The organism is Streptomyces sp. NPDC006711 (assembly GCF_042869775.1).
In the GTDB taxonomy this organism is placed as follows: domain Bacteria; phylum Actinomycetota; class Actinomycetes; order Streptomycetales; family Streptomycetaceae; genus Streptomyces.
Genome location: NZ_JBIAGO010000002.1, coordinates 77,963 through 98,306 on the forward strand (window position 1 = coordinate 77,963; position 20,344 = coordinate 98,306).

The 20,344-nt window shown below is 68.5% G+C and carries 15 protein-coding genes, 1 pseudogene and 1 riboswitch; of the genes and pseudogenes, 9 read left to right on the forward strand and 7 right to left on the reverse strand.

The genetic code is table 11. From position 1 onward, the window contains the following. Positions 1–349: 349 nt before the first annotated feature. Both ACFYM2_RS04425 and ACFYM2_RS04430 read left to right on the forward strand, forming a co-directional pair. A complete protein-coding gene (locus ACFYM2_RS04425) occupies positions 350–2,569 on the forward strand; it encodes a hypothetical protein (RefSeq protein WP_388456251.1) in 2,220 nt (739 codons plus the stop codon). Between the two features lie 275 nt (positions 2,570–2,844). Continuing rightward, positions 2,845–3,603: a hypothetical protein gene (locus tag ACFYM2_RS04430; RefSeq protein WP_388833260.1), complete on the forward strand. Its 759-nt coding sequence runs from the start codon at positions 2,845–2,847 to the stop codon at positions 3,601–3,603. Here ACFYM2_RS04430 and ACFYM2_RS04435 read toward each other — a convergent pair. From ACFYM2_RS04435 to ACFYM2_RS04450, 4 genes are all read right to left on the reverse strand, one after another. Then, positions 3,587–4,402, reverse strand: a complete 816-nt coding sequence (locus ACFYM2_RS04435; protein ID WP_388456247.1) for an alpha/beta fold hydrolase — start codon at positions 4,400–4,402, stop codon at positions 3,587–3,589. The genes ACFYM2_RS04430 and ACFYM2_RS04435 overlap by 17 nt on opposite strands. 83 nt (positions 4,403–4,485) lie before the next feature. Continuing rightward, complete coding sequence (locus ACFYM2_RS04440; protein WP_388833263.1) at positions 4,486–5,385, reverse strand: aldo/keto reductase; 900 nt, start codon at positions 5,383–5,385, stop codon at positions 4,486–4,488. After that, positions 5,382–6,257 carry a helix-turn-helix domain-containing protein gene (locus ACFYM2_RS04445; protein ID WP_388456243.1) on the reverse strand — a complete coding sequence of 292 codons (876 nt, stop codon included), beginning with the start codon at positions 6,255–6,257 and terminating at the stop codon, positions 5,382–5,384. Before ACFYM2_RS04445 ends, ACFYM2_RS04440 begins: the two co-directional genes overlap by 4 nt. A 1,056-nt stretch (positions 6,258–7,313) precedes the next feature. Then, on the reverse strand, positions 7,314–7,631 hold the full coding sequence (locus ACFYM2_RS04450; protein ID WP_388833266.1) for an ArsR/SmtB family transcription factor: 318 nt from the start codon (positions 7,629–7,631) through the stop codon (positions 7,314–7,316). A gap of 98 nt (positions 7,632–7,729) precedes the next feature. Here ACFYM2_RS04450 and ACFYM2_RS04455 point away from each other — a divergent pair, with 98 nt between their 5' ends. From ACFYM2_RS04455 to ACFYM2_RS04465, 3 genes and pseudogenes are all read left to right on the forward strand, one after another. Continuing rightward, positions 7,730–8,095 carry a putative quinol monooxygenase gene (locus tag ACFYM2_RS04455; RefSeq protein WP_388456240.1) on the forward strand — a complete coding sequence of 122 codons (366 nt, stop codon included), beginning with the start codon at positions 7,730–7,732 and terminating at the stop codon, positions 8,093–8,095. 862 nt (positions 8,096–8,957) lie between these two features. Then, positions 8,958–9,083, forward strand: a pseudogene (locus ACFYM2_RS04460) (methyltransferase domain-containing protein); the annotation flags it as partial. 348 nt (positions 9,084–9,431) lie between these two features. Continuing rightward, entirely contained in the window at positions 9,432–9,584 is a 153-nt protein-coding gene (locus ACFYM2_RS04465; RefSeq protein ID WP_388833269.1) for a hypothetical protein, read from the forward strand. Between the two features lie 138 nt (positions 9,585–9,722). On the opposite strand, the gene ACFYM2_RS04470 is transcribed toward ACFYM2_RS04465, so the two are convergent. Together ACFYM2_RS04470 and ACFYM2_RS04475 are read right to left on the reverse strand one after the other, a co-directional pair. Beyond that, a complete protein-coding gene (locus ACFYM2_RS04470) occupies positions 9,723–10,742 on the reverse strand; it encodes a S1 family peptidase (protein ID WP_388833272.1) in 1,020 nt (339 codons plus the stop codon). Between the two features lie 600 nt (positions 10,743–11,342). Next, positions 11,343–11,687, reverse strand: coding sequence for a hypothetical protein (locus ACFYM2_RS04475; RefSeq protein WP_358996193.1), 345 nt, complete (start codon positions 11,685–11,687; stop codon positions 11,343–11,345). Positions 11,688–12,300: 613 nt separating this feature from the next. Here ACFYM2_RS04475 and ACFYM2_RS04480 point away from each other — a divergent pair. After that, positions 12,301–13,311: a hypothetical protein gene (locus tag ACFYM2_RS04480; RefSeq protein ID WP_388833275.1), complete on the forward strand. Its 1,011-nt coding sequence runs from the start codon at positions 12,301–12,303 to the stop codon at positions 13,309–13,311. 589 nt (positions 13,312–13,900) lie between these two features. Then, positions 13,901–14,344 (forward strand): hypothetical protein, encoded by a 444-nt coding sequence (locus ACFYM2_RS04485; RefSeq protein ID WP_388833278.1) that lies wholly within the window; start codon positions 13,901–13,903, stop codon positions 14,342–14,344. 2,050 nt (positions 14,345–16,394) lie between these two features. Here the strand turns inward: ACFYM2_RS04485 and ACFYM2_RS04490 are convergent. After that, a complete protein-coding gene (locus ACFYM2_RS04490) occupies positions 16,395–16,637 on the reverse strand; it encodes a hypothetical protein (protein ID WP_388833281.1) in 243 nt (80 codons plus the stop codon). Positions 16,638–17,055: 418 nt separating this feature from the next. Continuing rightward, positions 17,056–17,228, forward strand: a riboswitch (M-box (ykoK) riboswitch). A gap of 345 nt (positions 17,229–17,573) precedes the next feature. Here ACFYM2_RS04490 and ACFYM2_RS04495 point away from each other — a divergent pair. Both ACFYM2_RS04495 and ACFYM2_RS04500 read left to right on the forward strand, forming a co-directional pair. Continuing rightward, entirely contained in the window at positions 17,574–18,920 is a 1,347-nt protein-coding gene (locus ACFYM2_RS04495) for a magnesium transporter MgtE N-terminal domain-containing protein (RefSeq protein WP_358996203.1), read from the forward strand. Further along, positions 18,917–20,248, forward strand: a complete 1,332-nt coding sequence (locus ACFYM2_RS04500) for an NRAMP family divalent metal transporter (protein WP_388456230.1) — start codon at positions 18,917–18,919, stop codon at positions 20,246–20,248. Before ACFYM2_RS04495 ends, ACFYM2_RS04500 begins: the two co-directional genes overlap by 4 nt. The last annotated feature ends 96 nt before the right edge of the window (positions 20,249–20,344 follow it).

Consider the following 20,344-nt stretch of genomic DNA (forward strand, 5'->3'; position numbering starts at 1 on the left):
GGAGTAGTGCGGATGGCTACGTTCGGGGGTCGTCAGTCAGGAGCAATGTTGTGTGCCTCGGGGGAGGCCAAGGGCGCCGGCACACCATGGCCGCCTTCGTCTGTTCCTCCTGGGCCCACCCGTTCGCACGGCTGCGTGCGTCTCACGGCCGTGCCTTGCGAGGAGACACATGAAACGCAGACGTTTACACGGCTCAACAGGACTACGCGGGGCCATAGCCCTGGGGGCCGGGCTCTCGCTCGTGTTCGGCGGCACCGCCGCGGCGAGTATCCCCGCCGGTCAGGGGGTAGGCAACGCCAAGCCGGCGGCGCCCAAGTGCACCTTCGCGCAAGGCGAATGGGCCCGTTGCGTGCGCGTGGTCACGAAGCTGGACCACGCTCCCGCGGTCGGCGGGACAGCGAAGATCTCCATCGACGTCACCGCGCAGACCGCCCTGTCCGACGCCGGCATCGAGGCGGACCTGCCCGGCACGCTGAGCTGGGTCACCGCCCCGGAAGGGCTGTCGGTGCGGCACCTTGACTCGGCGGCCCCGCTGCCGATCGGCCCGCTGGACAGCGCGCAGGGCTCCGTCACTCTCGCGCGCGGTGCGACCCGGCACTTCGAGGGCACGGTACGCGCCAAGGCGGCCGGAGCCGCCCCGGTTGACGTGCGGGTGAGCGGCACCAAGCGGGACGGCACGGACTCCGGTGCCGCCCGCACGTTCGTCACCGTCGGCCGCACCTCGTCACAGTCCCTGCTCGGCTACCAGGCACCCGCCAAGGGCATATCGGGCTCCACGACAGTGCCCGCCGGGATCACTCCGCGACGCGACACCCCCGAACTTCCTTACAAAAAAGTGGAGTTGGCGAAGAAGGACCAAATCTCCGACGCATCCCGGCACGCCGCGGACAAGAGCAACAGCAACACCGTCCACGCGGACGCGCTGACCTGCTTCAAGGGCAGCTACAACTACGATTTCCCGGCGGGAACCTCGCACCCGTCCATCAACCTCCAGGTACAGCTGCGCGCCAAGCACTGGTACGGCGACGAGACCCTCGGTACCACGATCACCGACAGCACCGGCCACTACCAGATCTGCTCCTCCGACGCGGGCGGCGAGGACGACTACATCCGGTTCGTGGCCGAGAACGGACAGTGGTCCGTCCGCGACACGGACGACGACGTGTACCGGTTCGTGAGCCAGACCTTCAAGAACGTCGGCGACGGAACGACCACCGACGTCGGGTTCCTACAGCCGGCCGACGCCAACCTGATGCCGTCGCTGCACATCTTCGACGAGGCGAATGACGCCAAGTCCTGGACCCCGGGCGCCTGTTGGAGCACCCACGACCACGACTGCCGGCAGATCCCCTACAACTGGAGCCCCACTTCGACCAAGGGCACCTTCTACAGCACGGGTGACAAGCACATCTACCTGACCGGACCCGACCCCGACTCGCGTTCCGTGGTCGTCCACGAAACCGGGCACGCCGTGATGGACGACGTCTACGGCAACCACTTCCCGGCCGCCCCCAACTGTAGCCCGCACTACCTCACATCCACCTCCTCCGCCGGCTGCGCCTGGACCGAGGGCTTCGCCGACTGGTACCAGGCGGCCGTCTACCACGACCCGGAGTACGTGGACACGCACAACAAGATCAATCTGGATCTGGAGAACCAGACGTGGGGCACCGCCAATTGGCAGGACGGTGACACCGTGGAGGGCCGGGTCGCGGGCGCGCTGAACGACATCGCCGACAGCGGCTACGAGAAGTACTGGGACGACTACGGCGAGGGCGCGCCCGGCCACATCTGGGACACCCTCCTGGCCGGCGTCTCCCCCACCTTCCACGACTTCTGGAACCTGCGCGGCCAGAAGGGCTACAACGTCTCCGACCCGGTGCAGGGAAGCCTCTACCAGGACACGATCGACTACGGCTTCCGCAACCCCCTCGCCGACAACCAGACGCTGACCAGGCCCGCGCCGAACCCGGCGCAGCAGAACTTCCACTACGCGACGAACGTCGTCTTCTGGTCGGTGACCGCGGTACGGCCGCCCGCCGGCGGATCGCTCTCCCTGGAGATGTACGGCGACCGCGACCAGAAGCAGCTTCTGGCCAAGAGCGCGGACGGCCAGGACGTCGTCGATTTCGTGGCCGTCGATTCCAACCACCGGCCGCTCGGTGAGATCTATCCCCGCGTGGACACGACGGGCAGCAACGGCGAGTACAGGATCCAGCTTTCCCAGGGGGCCCGCCAGACGCAGAGCAGCGAGGCCATCGCCATGTCCGCCCCCGACAACATCGTGACGGTCCGCGACCTGTGCGTTCCGGCGAACACGAAGGCGACGATCACGGCGACCCCGTCGGACCCGAGCCAGGACGCCGAACTGTTCCTGATGGCGTCGGACCCGGCCCAGCCGAGCACCTGGGTGCAGCCGCGCGCCTTCGCGGCGGCCAAGGCGGGCGGACAGGGCCCGGGCAAGGCCGAGTCGTTCACCTACACCGCGTCGGCCGCCGGCTGCTACGGCGTGGTCCTGGTCAACAAGGCGGGCAGCGGGACCTACACCCTCACGCTGGCCACGTCATAGGTCCGGGGCCACAGCTGACTCGTTGATCCGGTCAGTGTGATCGATGCGTACGGAGCGCGAAGCAATCGGTGCGTACGGAGCGAGAGACAACGGGAGGCAACGGGAGGCGATCGCTCCGTACGCACCGCAATCCCACTCGCACGCACGACGAGAACAGAACAGACCAGAACACAAGAGAAGAGGGGCGACGAAACGTGGGAACCGGATTACGGCGCGGCACGTCCGAACCAGTGTCCCCACGCTTGCGTACCGCGCCCCGTCTCCTGAGCCTGGCTGTGCCGTTGGCCCTACTGCTCACCGGCTGCGGCACGGGTGCCTCGCGAACCGCCGACACCCCCGTGCCACGCGGCGCCGCGACTCTGGTCCTGCGGGCCCAGCACTACCCCAGCTCACCGGCCGACCCCGGCGCCCCACTGCCGGACTTCGCACTGTACGGGGACCGCAGAATCTACACGCCCGGGCCAACCACCGGAGCCCTGACGGGAGTTGAGGTCCAGCTTCTCACCGAGGGGGCCGTCGAGCGGCTGTACCGGAGTGCTCTCCAGGCGGGCCTCGACCAGCCGCACACCTACGACAGGGCCGCGCCCGACGCACCAGGTCTTGTCGTCGTCCTCGGCGTCGCGGGACGGAACGTGGTGACCAAGGTCGTCCTGCCTGACACGGGCGAGAAGGGGCGCCGGGGCGGCATCGCCCGCCTCGCCGCCTTCACTCCGGACCAGCTCCCGGCCGCCGACCGCACGGGGGGTTCCGCCCCGTACGCGTACTCCGGACTGGCCGTGACCGCGGCGCTCTGGGGAACCGGGAGAGCATCCGGCGCTCAGCCATGGCCACTCGGTCCACTGGGCGCCGGGGAGCACGTCAACGGCGGCTCCTGCACGGTGCTTCGCGGCGCCGACCTCGACCGCGCCCGCCAACTGCTGGCCTCCGCCCGGCCGGACGCCCTGTGGACGAGCGAAGGCTCGACGTTCCGGCTGCGCTTCCGGCCGCTCCTACCCGGCGAACACGACTGCCAGGACCTCAAGCTTCCCGGCTGATCCGAGCCGGCCGCGAGTGGCACGTCGCATGCGGGAGACGGCGGATGAAATCCATGAGCAGGGTGCAGAACGCGGAGGGTTGTTCCAACGGCGCGAGGTGTCCTGCGCCGGGGATGACCACGGTCTGCTCGGCGTCGAGGTCGCGGGCCAGTCCTTCGCCTCCCTCGAAGAAGTCGGGCATGTCGTGTTCACCGACGCCGACCAGGGCGGGAACGCTCAGTGTGCGCAGCGCCGCCGTTCCTTCGCCGAGCGGGTCCGCCGCCCATGTCGGCTCGCCATGGGCGAGTTGTTCGATGAGCTGGCCGCGAAGCATCCGGGCCGCGTGAGCGCGTACTTCGTCGGTCGCGCCGGACGAAGTCCACGCCTCGACGCCGGCTGCCACCGCCGCGTCCAGGTCTCCGGCGGCGAGCGCCGTCCTTTCGGCGTGCCAGGCGGCTCGCAGGCGTGGGGAGGCGGGCTGGTCGTGGGGCCGGTACCCGACGAGCACCAGGCCCTCGACCCGCTCGGGTGCCGTGACAGCTGCCTGGAGCGCGACCAGCGCGCCGAGGGAGTTCCCGGCCAGGACGAAGCGGTCCGCCCCGAGGTGGTCGAGCGTGTCGAGTACGTCCGTCCAGGGGGCGACTTCACGGCCTTCGGCCACGACCGCGTCGCCGTGGCCTGGCAGGTCCAGGGCGATGGCCCGCACGCCCGCATCGGCGAGCAGCGGAAGGTGAGCGCCCCACATCGTGCGGTCGGTGGGACGGGCGTGCAGCAGGACCACGGGGCGGCCTCGGCCACTCTCATCGGAGGGCAACAGCATGGCAAGCATCTTTCTTCGTTGGGAACAGGCAGTGGAACAGCGATGGGAAAGGGGAGTGTCTTGCTGTCTTGCTGGGGCTGCTGTCACACCGCGGCGGTGAGTTCGTCGGTTTCCGCGTCGCTCAGTCGCAGGGTCGCCGCAGCCAGGTTCTCCTCCAGGTGCGCGACCTTGGAGGTGCCGGGGATGGGCAGGACGACCTCGGAGCGGGCCAGCAGCCAGGCCAACGCCACCTGCGACGGGCAGGCGTGGTGAGTGGTCGCGATCCGGTCGACCGGGCCACCGGGGCGGGCCAGCGCGCCGGCGGCCACCGGCGCCCAGGGGATGAAGCCGATGCCGTGACGGGTGCAGTACTCCAGGACGTCGGCGGAGCCGCGGTCGGTGAGGTTGTAACGGTTCTGCACGGTGGCGATCTCCACGATCGCGCGCGCCTGCTCGATCTGGCCGACGGCGACCTGGGACAGTCCGACCGCGACGATCTTTCCCTCGTCCTGGAGCCTCTTCAGCTCGCCGACCTGGTCCTCCAACGGGACCTTCGGATCGACCCGGTGCAACTGGAACAGGTCGATGTGATCCACGCCGAGCCGGCGCAGACTCATCAGAGCCTGCTGCCGCAGGTACTCCGGGCGCCCGACGGGCGGCCACGCCGCCGGACCCAGGCGCACCATTCCCTCGTCGGTCCTGATCACGTCGGGTCCGTTGCGGGTGAGCCCGGCCTTGGTCGCGATCAGCACGTCGTCGCGGTAGGGATGGATCGCCTCCCGGATGATCTCCTCGCTCACATACGGTCCGTAGGAGTCCGCGGTGTCGATCAGCTGCACGCCGAGTTCGACGGCGCGGCGCAGCACGCGGACGCACTCCTGACGGTCGTCGGGTTCACCCCACACCCCGAGTCCGGTCAGGCGCATGGCGCCGAAGCCGAGACGGGCGACTTTCTTGCCGGCTATCTCAAAAGTGCCGGTGGCGTCGCCCAGTGACGCGATCATGATCGGAATTCTCCTTCTTCCGCTTCTTCCGCAGGATCGGTCAGGTCCGTCAGGGCCGCTTCCTGCTCGGACAGCCGGCCAAGCAGGACCAGGGCGTCGGCGCTGGCGCTGCCGGGTTCCGCGCTGTAGACGGACAGGTGCTGTCCGGGGGCGCTCGTGACGGCAAGCGCCTCGAAGTGCAGTCGTATCTCTCCCACTCGCGGGTGCCGGAAGTGCTTGTCCTCGTGCGTACGAGGACGGACCTCGTAGCGCGCCCACAGGCCCGTGAAGGCGGGGCTGCGCACGCTCAGCTCGCCGACGACCCGCTCGATCCGCTCGTCCTGCGGGAACTGTGAGGAGGACGCCCGCAGGTTGCCCACCGCGATCCTCGCCGCGCGGTCCCAGTCGGCGTAGAACTCGCGAGCGAAGGGATCCAGGAAGATCATCCGCAGCAGGTTGTCGTACCGGGCGAAACCGCGGTACAGCTCCCGCGCCATCGCGTTGGCCGCCAGCACGTCCTGCGCCACCCCGACCACGAAGGCCGGCGCATCACGCATGCCGTCCATCAGCCGCAGCAACTCGGGAGCGACGGTCGTCGGGGCAGCCTCCGTCCCGACGGTGGACAGGGCCAACCGGAAGAGATGGGTGGTCGCCGCGGCGTCGAGCCGCAGTGTCCCGGCGATCGCCCGCAGCACCTGCTCGGACGGGTGCCGCTCGCGGCCCTGTTCCAGCCGGATGTAGTAGTCCGTACTCATCCCGGCCAGCAGTGCCACTTCATCGCGCCGCAGCCCCGGCACCCGTCGGGGCCCGTCGTCGGGCAGGCCGACATCCGCCGGTGCGACCGCCGCGCGACGGGCACGCAGGTAATCACCGAGTTCGTTCTTGCTTTCCATGCAGGCCACGCTATTCACCGACGGTCGCAGGGGCGTGGGTGCACTGCACCCACCCTGGGTCGCCGGTCGGATCGTCGTGGCCAGCGGCGCTGGACATGGTCCGGCCTGGGCGGCACCAACCGACGCACGCAGCCACAGTGCGAAGGCTCGATGGCTCGAGGCTCGATGGCTGTGACTGGGCGAGATGGTTGACACCAAGGTGGGTCGGCGAGCTGGCGCTGAGCGCGGCCTTGAGCGCGGCACCTGTCACCATTTGGGCATTCCGGTTGTCACCACCCGTGGTTTTTCGCTCTAGTTGTCACCAACTTCGATCGTGGGGGTCGGCGGGCGCGGACGGCGCGGTTGTTCGGTGACGTGGACACGAAGTGCGGGTCGTCCGGGTACGGCAGCGAGGCCCCGGCGACTCCTTCCGACTCGCTGCGGTCGCACCGGTGCTCGTGGGCCGACCTGCTCGCGCCGGTCGATGTCTCCGCTGGCCGGGCCGGGCTCGACGTGGCCCGGGGGTGGGAATCGCGCTGGTCGGTGATGTGGCGGACCACCAGTGGAGAGCTGACGCGGTCGGTTGAGGAGGTGGTCCGGTACGGGTTGCGTGAGTTCGCTCCGATGCGGGTGTTCACATGGCAGCGGGAGCAAGGCCACCGTCCCGGACTGCCGTTTGTTCAGAGCACCGGCCGTCTGCACGGGGCGGAGAGCCCTCGTCAGCGGTGGCCTGCTCTGCCTCGGCGCCGTCGTTGTGGTGGGCGCCACCACGGCGGACCTCCGCAACTCCTCCGCACCGCCCCATCTACACGCAGCCGCAGCCGCAGCCGGCCCATGAGCCCTGCTCCGAGGCACGCAGTCAATGGTTCCAACCAACGTGTCACGGTGTCCTGTCGCAGCCCATGTGACACACGTGAAAGCGTTTGACCTGCGGCGTTGCCAGATGGTTCCAGAAGCCGGGCTCCTGACGTTCACCGACCCGGCTTTTGCGGAAGTCGCGTCTGCCGTGGACGCGGCGTTGACGCGACGCGCGTGAGTCAGGGTGCTGGTGTGAAGGGGACTGTCCCGCTCCTGAGTTCACTCCTCCGGCTCGGCTGCCACGATGCCCAGCAGTCCAGGAAACCGCTGTTCGATGTCGGCCCGGCGCAGGCTGGCCATCCGGCTGTTGCCCCGGTCGACCTGCTGGATCAACCCGGCCTCGCGCAGTGCACGGAAGTGGTGCGTGACGGTCGCCTTGGAGACCGGCAGCCCGAAGGAGCTGCACGTCCGCGCCGCGCCGTCGGGTTCGGCTGCCAGCTCACGCACCACTCGGCGGCGCAGCGGATCTGCCAGCGCGGAGAGTACCTGGCCGAGCTCGATCTCCTCGATGCTCGGGTGGCCTTCACCATCGGGCATTCGGGACACCTCCCCTTAGGTATGGATTGCATCGTACCTAGGAGTTCGGTAGCGTCCGGGAGGTACGAGTTTGATTGTACCTACCGGAGAGAACCCGCATGCCTCAGCCATTCGCACTCGTCGGCCTTGCTCGCCCCAAACCCGAACGCGCCGAGGAGTTGAAGCACCTGCTGCTCTCGTTCGTCGAGCCGACCCGGCAGGAGTCCGGCTGCCTGGAGTACCACTTCCACGAAGATCGCAACGCCCCCGGCGTCTTCGTCTTCTACGAGGCCTGGCGCTCCCAGGCCGATCTCGACGCCCACCTTGCCCTCCCCCACATGCAGGCCTTCTGGGAGCGGCGCATGGATTACCTGGAGACCGACCTCGACGTCCGCTTCCTCACCATGCAGAGCCCCTACCAGCCGACCGGCCGGCCGAACTGGGACGCGGCCTCCGGCGCCCCAGTGACGCCGCGCCGATCCTGAACGCCCAACCGACCTCACCCCTTGCAGCGCGGGCCGCACGCATCCGGTGCGGCGCCGCCCTGAACGCGATGACGGGAGAATCCGCCAGCACGGCTGAGCCCCCTCGAGAATTCGCCAACCGGGATGCGACGGGACACGCGCCTCACGACCACATGGAAGAGCGCCCGCCCGAGGTGACAGTACGTCGCCCAGGTGGCAGCCATCCCGCCCAGCCACCGAGGGCCAAGGGGCTCGCGAGCCGAAGATGCGCAGCAATTCGAACACCTGGTCTAATTGAGCCATGGCGCGAACCTTTCCCCCCGACCTCGTACAGACCCAGCGCGACTGGATGCGGACCTACGATGCGCTCGCCCGCACTCCGTTCCGTACCGTGCTGCGGCGCCGCCTACAGCTGCTGTCCTGCCGCATCGCCAGCCATCCCTACTGGACAACCGGCCGGCCGGTCGACGGCGGCCCGTACCGAGCTGCGCCGCCAGGCCCGCAGCGAGGAACTGCGGGAAGGGAGAAGCGTGTGACCCCGCACCTGGCTCCCCGCAGGCAGCTGGACGTGCGGGCGTGTCCTCCCGAACTGTTCGGCCCGTGCGCCCGCTGACCAGTCACGAGCGATCCCCGACGCCATGTGGCATGAGTTCTCCGCAGCGATGAACCACGACCGAGGCCGCATGCCGACGGTCAGGCAATTCCCCAGGCATCCCCCGGCGGGCTGCTGGCCCGGAAGCTCGCCGGGCGGGCGAAACACGTCACCGGGGTCGACACGTCGCCGGACATGATCGCCTGTGCATGCTAGTCCGCGGCTGGCGACACTCAACTCGCCTTCGTCGAGGGAGATTTCCTCGCCGCAGAACTTCCCAGTGCGGAGTACGACTTCGTCTGCTCCGTGACCACGATCCATCACATGGAGTTCGAGGCGGCCCTCGTCCGCATGCGTGAGTTGCTGCGGCCGGGCGGCACACTGGTGCTGGTCGGGCTGGCCGCGAGGCGAACGTGACGGAGTGGGCGGCGTTGATCGCGGCTGCCCCGATCGTGCGGATCACGAAGGGTCTGCGTCGCGCGCGTGGCCCGCGAGGCATGCCGGTCGCCGACCCTCAGATGAGCTACGGGCAGGTGCGGGCTGCTGCCCGGCTACTGCTACCCGGCGTGCGCTACCGCCGCCGCGTGTTACGTCGGTACGCGCTGACCTGGGAGAAACCCTGGCCTGCCCGTTGATCCAGCATTGAACGTGCGCGGGCCGCTCGAAGAGCGCGCCGGCCGCGTCGCTGGGAGTGGAGCACAAGCCGGTCAGGAAGTACCGGGCGCCGACGGAGGCGGCAGGGATCGTCCCGGGCGCGGCCGGCCGATGAGCGAGGCCGACTGGGCCGGGCGGGCGAGGAGGCCCAGGATCGACTACGGCTTCCTGGGCCAGTGGACCAACCCCCGCACCGGCAAGCGGTACCGCGCCCGCGTCTGGGCGTTCGTGATGGTGCTGCCCTGCTCGGCAACGGCGTCGTGAGATCCACCGCCGCTTGCAGACCGGACCCGGATCCGCCCACCCTTGCTACCGGTGCCTATCCAGCATGTCGAGTCACGCATGACACTTCATGCCGCTTGGCGCAGCGGCATGAAGTGTCCGCCGGGACGCCCCCGATGCTCAGCCGATCTGTGCGCCGTACGCCTCGAGCGCGTCCGGGACCGGCTGGAAGAACGTCTCGCCGCCCGAGGTGCAGTCACCGCTGCCGCCCGAGGTGAGGCCCAGTGCCGTACTGCCGTCGAAGAGCGAGCCTCCGCTGTCGCCGGGTTCCGCGCAAACAGTGGTGTCGATGAGGCCGTTCACCTGGCCTTCCTCGTATGTCACGGTGGCGTCGAGGCCGGTCACCTGGCCGCCGTTGACTCCGGTGGTGGAGCCACTGCGCTGGACCTGCTCGCCGACGGTGGCATTCGCGGCGGAGTCGATCTGCTGGGAGGTGCCGTCGTACAGATCCACGGCGCTGGGATGGTCGATGTCACTCGTATAACGCACGAGCGCGTAGTCGTGTCCCGGGAAGGTGGAAGCCTCGGTGACGGCGATCTCCGAACCGCCTTGCTGGTCAGACCAGTTGGAGACGGCGTTGCCGCAGTGCCCGGCAGTCAGGAAGTATGGCTGGCCGCCGACGGTGACGTTGAAACCCAGCGAGCAGCGCGCGTCGCTGCCCCAGATCGCGTCGCCGCCCGCGATGAGCGGCTGGAAGCGTCCGGCCGTTCTTTTCAATGTGGCCCTGTCGCCGAGGCTCCGGACCGTCTGGCTCAGCTTGGTGAGCCGGTCACCGCTGACGGTTCGGTCGGCCTTCACGACGATTTTATTGCTGACCGGGTCCATCGACCAGGCTGTTCCCGGTATGGAAGCCTTTTCCTTCAGCACCTCTCGCGCCGCGGTGAGCTGTGCCATCGAATGCTTGACGGTTCGAGGCTCGGCACCCGCCTTCCGCACGCTGTCGGCAGTTGCCGCGTCGAGCACGTTCACGATCAGCTGCTTGCTTGTGGCGTCGTAGTACGAGCCCGCGGTGCGACCTGCGAGGGCGGTGTCAATCCGGTGGGCCAGTTGCCCGGCCCAGGCGGCGGACCGGGCGGGAGTGGGCGCAGATGCCTCGGCGGCGTTCTGCATCGTCAACGCCGCACCGAGCGCCAGGGCCACCGATACGGCGGTCGCCGTACGTCGCCCGAGTATCCATCGCTGTTTCAACTCGAAACCTCCTGTGGGGGGGGTGAGCCCAGACTCGGGGTTCGCCGGGCTCGGCCGGCGCGACGGTTTGCCCGTGGGTCACCTGTGACCCTGGAGCCGCTTGTCGCGTACATGCCACCGCGCCGGGTCGAGTATCCCACCATTGCCTCGTTGCGCAAGTGGTGAACTCTGAGCCATGCGTGCGACGTTGGGGCCGGCCGCGCACAGGCGACGGAAGAGGCGGAATGTGGAACGAAGCGGCTACCGCCGGCGCCGCACCGCGACCGAGCAGGCAGTCTCCGGGAGGTGCGGGAGTCCGACGTCATCCAGGTCGATATTGCGGCCACGGGACCTGGTCGCTGCCCGGCAACCGTGGCCGGGCAGCGGCATTCAAGCACGCGATGAAAGGGCCCTCACGGCGACCGCGAGATGGTGCGAAACATGAGCGAGCAGCGGGCGGCTTTTGCCATGGCCGGTCAGCAATTCACGTGCCCTGGACCTGGGAGAACCTGTGAGGGTGGCGCGCAATTTGGTTATTGCGGCGTCCGCCGAATCGAACGCAGATGGCAATAACTACCGTACAAGAACCACGGAGTTGATGGGCGTCATGTCGTACGGGTCGTACTCCCCCGTATCGCGAGAAACCCCGGAACAGCTCACGCCGTTGTATCCCCAGCAGACTTCGAAGCCCGCTCCGCCGGTCTGGCTGTTGACCAGTACTCGATTGCCGGTGACGTTCGACAGGTTGTGCGCGCCGTAGCTGTAGAAAATGTTCCGGCTCAGGATGTCGCCGTTTGTCTCACGAATGCAGAATGCTCCGCTCGGGCAGGGCGTTGCCGCTTGGGCGTTAGGGGCTACGGCGAGGCCAGCCCCCACGGCGAGGGACAGTGCTGCGGCGGTCGTCATGATCTTGCGCATTCATCCTCCCTTGACCTGACTCTGCTTGCAGACCGCACCAAGAGTCCTGCGGCCTTGGCTGCGCCGCCAGCAGCACTTCCGCCAATCCCGACCCGAATCAGCCGATTCGGCGCGGGCTCAGCCCGCAAACGCCTTACATTTCCGGGCTGATTGTCCACCTTCCCCTTAAGCACCTGGGCGCCCGGGCACCCGGCCACCTGGCCACCCGGACGCTGGCGTCAAAGGCGACAGTCTGTACCGAGTCGCCCAGGATGTTGGCGACTGCGATATCGAACGTGCGGGGAGGGCGCGGTGTCGCCGTTGTAGCCGCGACGGTGCCCTCCAGCGGATTCGTAGCGATCGCAGAAGGATCGAATCGAAAGCTCTAAAACGCTTGCCAACACGAACTGCGCGTCGCGATGTAGCGGACGACGACGTCTACGAGGAACTGCGCCCGCCCTGGACCCCAGGGGTGTTCTCCCCCCGACGGGAACAGGCCGGCCCACACCCGGATCATCGCGACATCGGATGTGCCCGTCCGGTCACCGCATGCTGCCCGTTAGCCCCTTGCGCCAGCGGCCCCTCGCCACGTATCCAGGGAAGTTGAGGATTTCACGCAAGAAAAGGGACCCCCGTGCACGATCACGAGAAGGCCGGCTCCCACACCGGGACGGGCAACAGCCGTATCCCTGCCCGTGGGCCCGCATCCGCCCCGTCCGCGCAGCATGGACTGCTCGGCCTACAGGCCGCCGCAGGCAACGCCGCGGTCGTCCAGATGCTCCGCAGCGCCGGAAAGCCCCTCGGCGAGCCGGTGCGCCAAGAACAAGGACCGGAGGCGCGGCTCGGCGCCGGCCCTTCCCGGGTGCGCGTCGCGGAGGTCAACGCGCAGGACAACGTACAGCGCGTCATGCAGGCACCGCTCGATGTGCAACGTGCCGTGGAGCCACGGACTGCCCCCGCCGCCGACGCCGCCCACGAGGGTCGCGGCGGCCCGGTCGCCGTACAGACCGCGCCCTCCGACGGGAAAAGGCCGCCGCCCGTACCGAACAAGCCCGACAACCTGAGGCTCGGCGGCGCCGCGCAGACCTCCAACGCCGACCAGGCCGCCTCGGCCGGGCAGACGTCGGCTGCCGCGGAGCCCGCGCAGACGCAGGCCGAGACGCCCGCGCACGGGTACACGCTCGCCGAATCGGCAAGCCTGGTCTTCTTCCGAGCCGATGGGCGCTCCCCCGAGACCATCCGGCAGGCGAACGGGATGAGGTCCCGCAACAGCACGTCCGTCGCGTCCGAACTCGCCGCGTTCCTCGAGGACCCGATTGCCTACGCCCGGGCCCATGTCAGTAGCCCCAAGCCGACCTTGGTCTCCACGGCGCTGGACGAGGACTGCGGCGGGTACGCCAGCAACGACCGGCACCTCTACCAGATCCAGGTCAGCGGCTGGCATCGATTCGCCGCGCCGCCCGCGCGGAGCAGGATCCTGACCAAGCCGACGGTCTACGCGAACAGCACGTCCCTGGAGACCGCGACCGCGGCCGTCATCGGTCCCGTCGGCCCCACCCAGGAAATGGATTTCATCGGGGGAATCCCCCTGGCGGCCATCACTGGCTGCCGCCGACCGGGCGAGAGCGGCTTCAGCGCGCTCTGACGCCCGCGAGGGGGAGGGGCCCGCGACGGGGAGGGATACCTGCGCGACGCGGGCCCGTCACCACCCCCATCATGGCCCCGCCACCTTCAGCAGCCGGGCAGTCTCGGGCCGACCCGGGCGTGGTCGGTCCGGGCCCAGCAGACGTACGTTCCGCACTCGTGAAGCCAACGCGCGAGATGGGCGGTGCGGTTCCCGGCGCCAGGCGAAGTGCCGCGCCGGGCCGGTCGTGGGCGCCGGCTCCTACAGGAGATCGCGCACCGAGCGCGACGCCTCGTCCCCACCAGCCCACTACGAGACCGCGCGCACTCTCCTCCCGGCGCCTAAATGTCGATGAATGTCACATTACGGGTAACAGCGCCTCAGGTCACGGTGATCTTCTACCGCCCTCGACGACACGTGCGCAGGTCGAAGAAGCAGCACACATAATCTTGGACAGAGGCACGCGGGTTTCCGACCCTAGTCGAACAATCCAGACACTCGAAAAGCGGATGATTGTGAATGGAATGAGAGCCCGTTTCCGGCTCGTCGTGGATTCTTCCGACGGAAACAGGATCATCACATTCTTCCCTGCCGGAAGGAGCTTTACCTATTGATCAACTTCAGATTCTGCGTGCGGCCGGGGCAAGGCACCCCCAGCGGGTTTGACCTGGGCGACCTGGTCTGCGAGGGCCATCTTGGGGAAGCCTCCAGCGTTGGACACGTCCCGGATCAGGGCATGATGATCTACCTATCCGTGACGCAGCTGCTCGACGACCTCGGGGATTTCCTAACCGGCGCAGGAAAAGAGCTGACCTTCACAGGAGTCGACACGTCCTTCGAGTTGGTGTTCCGGCAAGGGAAGAAGGAAATCTCCGTGGCGTGGAATGAAGGGGTGATTGCCAGGGTCAGCCGCGGCGATCTAGCGGAGTCCGTGGCCGAGGCCGCGTCGGAACTGGCGAATTCGGGGCTCGCGTTGCTTCCCTTGCAGGATGCGGTCAGGGTCGACTATCTCGCTGCACTGCACAATTTCCTAACGACGGCCGTCAGCCCATGACGACTTCGTCGTCAACGGGATCTTGATGCCTACTGGCACTGTCATCGAGGCAGGGCTAGCGCAAGTTCCTGTTGATGAGGCATCTGAGAGGCCTCCCGGTCTGGACAGCCGAAGCCCCGTCGGGTACAGCTGAGGCTCCAACTCTGCTCCCTGGAGCGGAACTTCGGCCTTGTCGCATCCTGCTACCTCCATCTGCTCACACTCCGCAGCCACCGAGACGGCGAATGGCCACTGCTGGCGGTCCTTCGCGCCGCGCAGGCAGCGGTGATTGCGAGAGCCAAGTCCCATGCGGCGATCGCCGACTGGCTGTGCCACAGCACCTAGGAAGCCCCGCGCACGCCTGGGCTTCCCCGGCAGAGGCAGCCTCGGACTCCGTCCCGGCCCTGCCAGGACGTCAACCAGGCCGCCTGCCGCGCGTACTTCGCCATCTGCGAGGCCGACGAGACGCAGCCGGTCGCCGCCGCCCTGATCTGCTACCGCCGACTTGCCAGGTAGACGAGAGGATCCCGTCGGCGAGCGGCTTCGTCCCGAGGCGTTGAGCGCCCTTCAGGACGCCACCGGGGGGCTGAAGATAGGCGGCGGCCATCACACACCACTCCCCCGCCCCCAAGTCGGGCACAGGGTCTAGGAGCAGAGGTGAGACCCCACTCTCCGCCCGCCCATATGCGCTATGCATCCGCCCAAGCGGTGACACCTCCCACCCGTCTCACGGTGGGAACCGGTCACCAACCGAAGATGCACCGCCGGCCTCAAGGACAGAGCCGTCCCTCTCCTCAAAGATAGGAACGCGCCCAGAAACTACGGGGTGAGCAAGACACGGAGTTGTGCATGGCGGTTAAGACCGGCTCACAGCCAGAGCGCGTCATGGCTCCCGCTCTGACCTATCGACTCGTCCACCAGGCCGCTCCGGTTCCACTGACGGCGCCGACGAGCGTGATCAGCCACACCGGCACGCTCTGGATGGTCAAGTGCAGCCCACCACAGCGAAGTTCGAACTGCGGCTGTCGCCGGGCGCTGTCTGCTCTACGAGTTGTAGCCACGGTGCGTACTCCTCTTGTCCTGTCGCGTGTTATGGCAGGGCGGGACGGGGCTGGACGTAAACGGCGGCGGAGTCGACGCGGGTAGTTCTGCCGCGTCGCACCGCCACCTCAGCGGAAACGAACTTTCGTCAGGTACGAGGCCGTGATCGTGGCATGCCGAGTTCGGGCGCACGTCACACAAGAAACGCAGGTGTGAAACCCCCGACTGACGCTTGATTCGGTTGCAACGCTACCGCTCCAAACCGCTGTGCTGTCATGAGCCTTATGTGTACAAAACTAGGACAGGAACTTTGCCCTACTGCATAACTGGCCCCCCTGGCCTGCGGAATAGGCCGTACTCGGTTCGCGCTGGAACCTCCCACCTGCCATGAAGCCGTGGGGCGGAACAACGAGCACACCTGGGCCCACGGACGCTCGGACGGGTTTTCGTCCGCCTCCGTGCAGAGTTGGGCCGCCGTGCCCGCCCTACACAACTGCCCAAGGCACCCCCGAGTGAGGAAGGTGCAGGTCGCCCCCACCGAAGGCCACTTCCGCGACGCCCGCCCCTGTCAGCAAGACTGAAGAGTGCCGTTCCAGTCCCAGACGAGATGCGCAACGCACGGCCCCACCAGAAAGGGCATGTCTTCGGTGACGACCTCGACGACGGTGCGGTAGGCCATGAGGGACGACAACGAACGCGGGACCAGAAGATGATCACCCAGCGACACACTTCACGGACCGTACGCAAGAGATGCTCGACATCAGTGAGGACGGGGATCCTCTGCTTCTTCCAGTCGCACCGAGTTGGTGGGTCGCCTGCGCTCGGTCATGAGCGGCATCACCGTCGAAGGCCGTTGCCTCCGCCGATACTCGTCAGAAGCAACTTCCCATTGCCGACCGTCAAGCGCCTGAGAACCTGAATTGCGCACCAACTGCGGCCAAGCCGGAGCATCGAAGAGATGACATTGCCCCGGGACGCTGACATCCCGGGGCCGGATTCGACCCGGGTCGAGGAGATCACGCCCCCTTTACTACTCGCGGCGGCTGTCCTCCGCGACAGGGAGGCGCAGTACGACGGCCTCGCTGAAGTCCTCCTCGACACTCACCTCGACCTCTTCACCGAAGGTCTCCCCAAAGTGGATGATCCCGAAGATCGTGCACATGTTGCCGACCTCGGCCTCCGTGACGTAGCGCTGCCCTGGCTGACCTTCAACGGTGTAGCGGACCTGGCCCACGCGGGCCAGAGCGCGGGCATCGCTTGCCCGGTGGTGCACCCGCGCCCAGGTAGCGCACCGCGTCCAACACCCGCCGGTGGCAATACCTTTCATACCTTTCCGCTTGTCCGCCGCAGTCCGCCAGCCAGCCGGGTCTGGCATCGCATCGCGTACACCACCGCGTCGCTCATCCCGGCGACGAATACCTCGGTCGCCTGTACGCGGTGGTGACGCCAACCCCCAGCCAGGGCAGTTCCGGTCCAGACACCGCTCCGCGCCGCAAGCCCTCCCGGGCGCTCAGGTTTGTCACGCACGAGCTGACGGGCGCTCTTCGCCATGTGTCGCGGCCGGCGCAATCCTCGGACTCGATGGTCTCGGACCGCGTGCTTCTGGGCGACTGATCGACGTTTTCACGCCGAGCCCGTGAAACCGGGTTGGCCAGGTGGCTGAGAGCAGGCGTAGTATTCGCCCGTTGTCATAGGCACCTCGTTCGGTGAGGCGTCTTCACGGACACAGGCCACTGATCCCACCCGTCGAGAGACGCTCCGGATCAGGACAGGTCTCCCCGACCTAAGGGGTGACCCCAAGTGGCTTCCCCCGCGCGGGGATTACGCCGTGGAGTGCCAAAGCTCTGACGAGTTGGGGTGAGCCGGGAATGCGCCCGGTCCGCTCTTTGCCGAGTCGCTGCGACGCCCCGCGGGGGGTGTCCCCGGCCGCAAGGAGGCGAGATGGACAGTAGTCCGGGCCATAGTCGGCCCCTTCCCGTGGTGTCCTCGCCGTCCTTCCGCGGCCCGGGGCAGCCGCTTCTTCCCTGACTGTCGTTCGGCTCTTTGCCGGTCGCCGTCCCTGACGCCTGCCCGGCCGTACTCCGGGTGCGGCGCCGCGGCCCGGCGTCCGCAGGTTGCTGGGCCGGGGAAGCAGGTGCTGCCGTCGGCCGCCCGTGCCCCGCCTGCTCGGGGCAAGGGGGTGTTCATCTTGTCCGCCAACACTCTGTTCATGACCGCATCCGACCGCTTGCGAGACCGCAGGGTTCATCTGGAACGCCGGGCGACCGCCACCAAGGCTGTGCGGGCCTCGCTGGTGTCGCTGGCTGGTCTGATCGGTTGCCCGGTCACCAATCAGGCCGACGAAGAGGTCGGCCGCGTCGTGGACGTGGTCGCCCGCCTCTACGGCGCCGACCCCTACCCTCCGGTCGCCGGTCTGGTCGTCCGGGTCGGTCGCCGCCACGCGTTCCTGACCGCGAACGCGGTCGCGAAGATCCATACAGCGGGGGTGTCGTTGTCCACCGCCCGGGTGGACCTGCGCGAGTACGAACGCCGCCCGGGCGAGGTGCTGCTCGCCCGGGACGTGCTGGACCACCAGCTCGTCGACGTCGACGGCGTCCAGGTCACCCGCGCCGCCGACCTCTACCTCGCGCCACTGGTCGGCCGGGTCGTGCTGGTCGGGGTGGACGTGTCCCTGCCCACCCTCCTGCGTCGCCTCGGCCCCCGCCGCTGGCAGGCCCGCCCGACTCCGGAGCGGGTGCTGGACTGGCAGGCCGTCGCGCCCTTCGCCGAGCACGCCACCGACGGGCCGGCCGAGGTCCGGCTGCGCGCCTCGCGGTCCGCGCTGCACCGGCTGCGGCCCGCTGACCTCGCCGATGTCCTGGAAGACCTCGGCCGCAGCGAGCGCCAGCAGTTGCTCGGCTGGCTGGACCCTGCCCAGGCGGCTGACGCGCTGGAGGAGATGGAACCGGCCGAGCTTGAGAATCTGCTGCGCGAGGCGCCGCCTGAGCACGCCGCGCGGCTGGTGGAGGAGATGGAGCCGGACGAGGCCGTCGACGCCCTGCGTGACCTGCACGCCGACGAACGCGAACGGTTGCTGGCCCGGATGCCGCACGGCGACGCCGCCGGACTGCGCGGGCTGCTGGCCCACCGGGAGGGCACGGCCGGAGGGGCGATGACCACCACGGTGGTCATCGCCCGACGCGAGCAGACCATCGGGCACGTGCGCGCGGAACTGGCCGGGCAGGCCGAGCACCGCACCGAGATCGACGCCGTCGCCGTGGTGGACACCGACGGACGTCTGGTCGCCGACATCGCCCTGTTCGACCTCGCGGTCGCCGAGGACACCACATCAGTGGGCGACCTGACCGACTGGCTGGCCCAGTTCGGTCCACCGGTGACCGTCCGCCCCGACACCCGCATCAACCAGGCCGCCGAACTGCTGGTGGCCGCCCGCGTCTCCTCCCTGCTCGTGATCGACGACTTGGGCCGGCCGCTCGGGCGGATCCTGGCCGACGATGTACTGGACGCTTTGCTGCCCGAGCGCGGGCGCCTGCACTTTCGGAGGTTTTTGCAGTGACCCGCGACCTCGATCCCACCGCCGCCACCACAACGACGGCCCCGGACACCGCCGCCATGGGCGCGGCGCCGACGGCGCGGCCACGGGGGCTGCGCGGCCGATGGCAGCGCCTGGCGCTCGTGGCGACGGTCGCCGGCCCCGGCCTTGTCGCCGCGAACGCCGGCAACGACGCCGCCGGCATCGCCACCTATGCCAGCGCCGGCTCCCAGTACACGTACGGCACCCTGTTCTTCATGGTCCTGGTCACCGTCGCCCTGGTGATGGTCCAGGAGATGGCCGTACGCCTGGGCGCGTACACCGGCAAGGGTCTGGGCGCACTGATCCGCGAGCAGTTCAGCCTGCGTCTGACGGCGCTGGCGCTGGGCTGCCTACTGCTGGCCAACACCGGCCTTGTGGTCTCCGAGTTCGCCGGGATCGGCGCCGCCTTCGAACTCCTCGGCGCCCCCAAATGGGCTGTGATCCCGCCCGCGGCACTGCTGCTGTGGTCCTTGGTACTGTTCGGCTCCTACCGCTACGCCGAGCGGATCTTCCTGCTGATGTCGTTGGTGTTCTTCGCCTACCCCATCGCCATGATTCTCGGCCACCCGCACTGGGGCCAGGTCGGATCCCATCTGGTCATCCCGCACTTCGAGCCCAGCAAGGCGTTCATCCTGCTCGGCGTCGCCCTCATCGGCACCACCGTCAGCCCCTACATGCAGTTCTACGCCGCAGCCGGCGTCGTCGACCGCGGCACCAAGCCCGGGGACTACCGCCTCATCAGGGCCGACGCGATCCTCGGCGCGGTGTTCGCCTGCGTGATCAGTCTGACCATCATCGTCGCCACCGCCGCCGCCATCGGCGGCACCGGTCCGCTGGAGTCCGCCGCCCAGGCCGCCTCCGCGCTCAAGCCGGTCGCCGGACAGGACGCCGAACTGCTCTTCGCCTTCGGTCTGGTCGGCGCCTCCGCGCTCGCCGGCGCCGTCGTGCCGCTGTCCGCCAGCTACGCGATCGGCGAGGCCGCCGGGGTGGAACGTTCGGTCTCCCGCAGCTTCCGCGACGCACCCCTGTTCCTCGGGCTGTTCACCGCGCAGATCGTGCTCGGCGCGGCCGTCGCGATGACCCCGGTCGACGTCATCCAGCTGCTGATCGGCACCCAGGTCCTGCAAGGGCTGATCAGCCCCATCGTGCTGGTCTACCTGCTCATTCTCACCAACCGCCGCAGCCTGCTCGGCGACGCGGCCAATTCCCCCCGGTACCGGATCGCCGCCACCGTCGTGGTCGTCGGTGTCGGCGGCATGTCCACCATCCTGCTCGTCCAGACCGTCCTGGGCTGGTTCGGCCTCGGCTGAACCAGGCTCTGGCGACCCCGGCCCGCTTCGACTGGGCCCCGGTTCGGGCCGCATCGGGAGCGGGCCGGCGCTCCTCCCGCCTACGTATCGCCGGCC

Excerpts from the sequence above, each read along its gene's own strand:
- ACFYM2_RS04435 (WP_388456247.1), bottom strand. The coding sequence starts at position 4,402 with ATGCTGTTGCCCTCCGATGAGAGTGGCCGAGGCCGCCCCGTGGTCCTG.
- ACFYM2_RS04440 (WP_388833263.1), bottom strand. The coding sequence starts at position 5,385 with ATGATCGCGTCACTGGGCGACGCCACCGGCACTTTTGAGATAGCCGGC.
- ACFYM2_RS04445 (WP_388456243.1), bottom strand. The coding sequence starts at position 6,257 with ATGGAAAGCAAGAACGAACTCGGTGATTACCTGCGTGCCCGTCGCGCG.
- ACFYM2_RS04450 (WP_388833266.1), bottom strand. The coding sequence starts at position 7,631 with ATGCCCGATGGTGAAGGCCACCCGAGCATCGAGGAGATCGAGCTCGGC.
- ACFYM2_RS04455 (WP_388456240.1), top strand. The coding sequence starts at position 7,730 with ATGCCTCAGCCATTCGCACTCGTCGGCCTTGCTCGCCCCAAACCCGAA.
- ACFYM2_RS04465 (WP_388833269.1), top strand. The coding sequence starts at position 9,432 with ATGAGCGAGGCCGACTGGGCCGGGCGGGCGAGGAGGCCCAGGATCGAC.
- ACFYM2_RS04475 (WP_358996193.1), bottom strand. The coding sequence starts at position 11,687 with ATGCGCAAGATCATGACGACCGCCGCAGCACTGTCCCTCGCCGTGGGG.
- ACFYM2_RS04495 (WP_358996203.1), top strand. The coding sequence starts at position 17,574 with ATGACCGCATCCGACCGCTTGCGAGACCGCAGGGTTCATCTGGAACGC.